We start from the raw sequence: 4,191 nt of genomic DNA, 5'->3' as shown, positions 1-4,191 counted from the left end.
CCATGAAGGCGCGCCGATTTTTTTATCCGCGCATCGGGCCAACGGTCGTTACGACAGGGCCCGCGCCGCAGCATCCATCAGCCGAAGCGGCCCGTGATGTAGTCCTCGGTTTCCTTGCGCGAGGGCTTCACGAAGATCTGGTCGGTCTGACCGAATTCCATGAGTTCGCCCAGGTACATGTAGGCGGTGTAGTCCGAGCAGCGCGCCGCCTGCTGCATGTTGTGCGTCACGATCACGACCGTGTAGTCGTTCTTCAGTTCGGCGATCAGCTCTTCGATCTTGGCGGTGGAAATCGGGTCCAGCGCCGAGCAGGGCTCATCCAGCAGCAGCACTTCGGGCTTGATCGCCACGCCGCGCGCGATACACAGGCGTTGTTGCTGGCCGCCCGACAGGCTGTTCCCGCTTTGATGCAGCTTGTCCTTCACTTCGTTCCACAGCGCGGCCTTGCTCAAGGCCCATTCCACGCGCTCGTCCATTTCGCCCTTGGACAGGCGCTCGAACAGGCGCACGCCGAACGCGATGTTGTCGTAGATGCTCATGGGAAACGGCGTGGGCTTCTGGAACACCATGCCGACCTTGGCGCGGATCAGCGAGATATCCGTCTTGGCCGTCAGCAGGTTCTCGCCGTCCAGGATGATTTCGCCTTCGGCGCGCTGGCCCGGGTACAGCTCGAACATGCGGTTGAACGTGCGCAACAGCGTGGACTTGCCGCAGCCCGACGGGCCGATGAAGGCGGTGACCTTCTTCTCCTGGATCGACATGTTCACATTGCGGATCGCATGGAACTTGCCGTAGTAGAAGTTCAGGTTCTTGACCTCGATCTTGTTCTTGACGGCGGTAGCGGTGTTTTCCATTTCTTTTCCCTTGGCTCCGGCGCGCCACGCGCGCCGGCAAAGCGATCTTTACTTGCGGAACATGTTGCGGGCAATGATGTTGATGCCCAGCACCAGTAGCGTAATCAGCGTGGCGCCGGCCCAGGCCAGGTCGTTCCAGTCCTTGAAGGGGCTGGCGGCGTATTGGTAGATGACGACGGGCAGGTTGGCCATCGGCGCGTTCATGTTGAACGACATGAACTGGTTGGACAGCGCCGTGAACAGCAGCGGCGCCGTCTCGCCGGAAATCCGGGCAATGGCCAGCAGCACGCCGGTGATGATGCCGGTCTTGGCGGCGCGATAGCACACCAACGTGATCATGCGCCACTTGGGGCAGCCCAGCGCCGCCGCGGCTTCGCGCAGGCTGTTGGGCACCAGCAGCAGCATGTTGTCGGTGGTGCGCACCACCACCGGAATCACCAGGATGGACAAGGCCAGCGCGCCGGCCCAACCCGAGTAATGGCCCACCTGCGCCACGTACACGGCGTAGATGAACAAGCCGATGATGATGGACGGCGCCGACAGCAGCACGTCGTTCAAAAATCGCGTGGCAGGTGCCAGCCAGCCGCGCTGGCCGTATTCCGCCAGGTAGGTGCCGGCCAGGATGCCAACCGGCGTGCCGATCAGCGTGCCTACGCCCGCCATCACCACGCTGCCGAAGATGGCGTTGATCAGGCCACCGGTTTGCCCGGGCGGCGGCGTGATTTCGGTGAACAGCGTGTACGACAGCGCGGGCGCGCCCTTGGTCAGCAGCGTCAGGATGATCCAGAACAGCCAGAACAAGCCGAACACCAGCGTGCCCAGCGACACCGTCAGCATGATGCGGTTGAGGATGCGGCGGCGCCGGTAGACGCCATTCTGCATATTGAGTACGGAGACAGCCATGATCTTTTCCTTGTGCTCGCGGCGCGTCAGGTCTTACGGCCTTCGCCGGCGGAAAGGCGTACCAGCAGCACCTTGGCCAGGGCCAGCACGATGGTCGTGATCAGGAACAGGATCAAGCCCAGTTCCAGCAACGCCGACTTCTGGATGCCGCCTGCTTCGTTGAATTCATTGGCCAGCGCGGAAGCAATCGAGTTGCCCGGCGAGAACAGCGAGCCCGACCATTTGAACGCGTTGCCGATCACGAACGTCACGGCCATCGTCTCGCCCAGGGCGCGGCCCAGGCCCAGCATGATGCCGCCGATGACGCCCGACTTGGTGAAGGGCAGCACCACGCGCCACATCACTTCCCAGGTCGTGCTGCCCAGCCCGTAGGCGGATTCCTTCAGCATCGCCGGCACCAGCTCGAACACGTCGCGCATCACGGCGGCAATGAACGGGATGATCATGATCGACAGGATCAGGCCGGCGGTGAAGATGCCGATGCCGAAAGGCGGCCCGGCAAACAGCCCGCCGATGACGGGCACGTTGCCCAGCGTGGCAATCAGGAACGGCTGCACGTACTGCTGGAATACCGGCACGAAGACAAACAGCCCCCACATGCCGTAGATGATGGACGGAATGGCAGCCAACATTTCGACGGCGGTGCCCAGCGGGCGACGCAGCCAGGTCGGCGACAGTTCGGTCAGGAAGATGGCGATGCCGAAGGAAACCGGCACGGCGATGATCAGGGCGATGGCCGACGTCAGCAAGGTGCCGATGATGGGCACCACGGCGCCGTAGTTCTGGTTGACCGGGTCCCAATCGTTAAGCCACAGGAACGACAGGCCGTATTTGGCCAGCGATTCGCGGCTGCCGTAGATCAGGGATACCAGAATCGCCGCCAGCAGGATGAACACCAGGAAGGCGAACAGGCGGGTCAGATTCTTGAACAGCGCATCCATCAGCGCGTTTTTATTTTGCTTCATAGGCGAAGGCGTGCCGGTAGTCACGGAGTCCGCCACGCTGGGCGAAAGCGGCACACTATTATCCATTACCGCGCTCATGGATGGACTTTCCTTAGATGACCTGGGTGGAAACGGGAACTGCTGGGGCGAGCCGCCCCGGGTCTCTTGGTGGCCAAGATTTCCGGGGCGGTCGCCATCGGGTCAAGCGCGTGGCAGGGAAGCGTCAGGCCGTGCCCAAGGCAGGTCAGACGCCAATCTTGCGCGCTGTCCCCGGTTTACTTCCAGACGGGGGTGCCGTCGGCGGACTTGACTTCGCCCCAGGCGGCGCGGATTTCCTTGGTCACGGCTTCCGGCAGCGGCACGTAGTCCATGGCTTCGGCCGACTTGGCGCCGTTCTTGAACGCCCAGTCAAAGAATTCCAACACGGCCTTGCCTTGCGCCGGCTTGGCTTGCGACTTGTGCACCAGGATGAACGTGGCGGCGGTAACGGGCCACGAATCGGCGCCCGGCTCGTCGGTCAGGACCACGCCCATGCCCGGCGCGCCCTTCCAGTCGGCGTTGGCGGCCGCGGCAGCGAACGCCTTTTGCTCGGGCTGGACGAACTTGCCGGCCTTGTTTTGCAGTTGCGTCCAGGCCAGCTTGTTTTGCTTGGCGTAGGCGTATTCCACATAGCCGATCGAGTTCTTCAGCTGGCCGACGTAGGCGGCGACCCCTTCGTTGCCCTTGCCACCCTGGCCGGTGGGCCACTTGACGGCCTTGCCTTCACCGACTTGCGACTTCCAGTCAGCCGACACCTTGGACAGGTAGTTGGTCCAGCCGAAGGTGGTGCCCGAGCCGTCCGAACGGTGCACGACGATGATGTCGGCCGACGGCAGCTTGACGTCCGGGTTCAGCGCCTTGATGGCGTTGTCGTCCCACTTCTTGATCTTGCCCAGGAAGATGTCGGCCAGCACGGCGCCCGACAGCTTCAGCTTGCCCGGTTCCACGCCGTCGATGTTCACGACGGCCACGGTGCCGCCGATCACGGCCGGGAATTGCAGCAGGCCGTTCTTTTCCAGGTCAGCCGCCTTCATGGGATCGTCCGAGGCGCCGAAATCGACGGTCTTGGCGATGATCTGCTGTTGGCCGCCGCCCGAACCGATCGACTGGTAGTTGATCGCGTTGTTGGTGGCTGCCTTGTAGTCCGACGCCCACTTGGCGTAGATCGGGTACGGGAACGATGCGCCCGCGCCGGTCACATCGGCGGCCTGGACGGCGAAAACGGCGGCGCTCAGCGCAACGCCCACGGAAACTTGTTTGAAGACACGTTTGAACATCAGGGTTCCTTCTGTGCTCGTTAAAGGAGTCTAGTCAGGCTTTTTCTAGTGCCTGTCTTTCAGCGACCCTCGCATCTTAGGGGCCCAACGTGACAAGATAGTGACAGTCACATACGCTTCATCAAGCGCTTTGCGCCCGCTAAAAACGTCGCGGCCGCCCCGGAAATACCGGGG

At 62.6% G+C, this 4,191-nt stretch carries 4 protein-coding genes; all 4 read right to left on the bottom strand.

The features are described from left to right. Positions 1–77 precede the first annotated feature (77 nt). The gene (gene pstB, locus AC6LJY_RS27900) at positions 78–854 is read right to left on the bottom strand and encodes a phosphate ABC transporter ATP-binding protein PstB (RefSeq protein WP_006221056.1); all 777 of its coding nucleotides are present in this window, start codon (positions 852–854) and stop codon (positions 78–80) included. 48 nt (positions 855–902) lie between these two features. Further along, positions 903–1,757 (bottom strand): phosphate ABC transporter permease PstA, encoded by an 855-nt coding sequence (gene pstA, locus AC6LJY_RS27895; protein WP_082134619.1) that lies wholly within the window; start codon positions 1,755–1,757, stop codon positions 903–905. A 26-nt stretch (positions 1,758–1,783) separates the two neighbouring features. After that, the gene (pstC, locus tag AC6LJY_RS27890) at positions 1,784–2,800 is read right to left on the bottom strand and encodes a phosphate ABC transporter permease subunit PstC (protein ID WP_046806883.1); all 1,017 of its coding nucleotides are present in this window, start codon (positions 2,798–2,800) and stop codon (positions 1,784–1,786) included. Between the two features lie 176 nt (positions 2,801–2,976). Then, on the bottom strand, positions 2,977–4,017 hold the full coding sequence (gene pstS / locus AC6LJY_RS27885; protein WP_046806884.1) for a phosphate ABC transporter substrate-binding protein PstS: 1,041 nt from the start codon (positions 4,015–4,017) through the stop codon (positions 2,977–2,979). Positions 4,018–4,191 lie beyond the last annotated feature (174 nt).

This window comes from Achromobacter sp. RT286_PF (assembly GCF_059760425.1).
The sequence above is the reverse complement of the archived record's forward strand: the minus strand, read 5'-3'. Positions and strand labels throughout refer to the sequence as shown.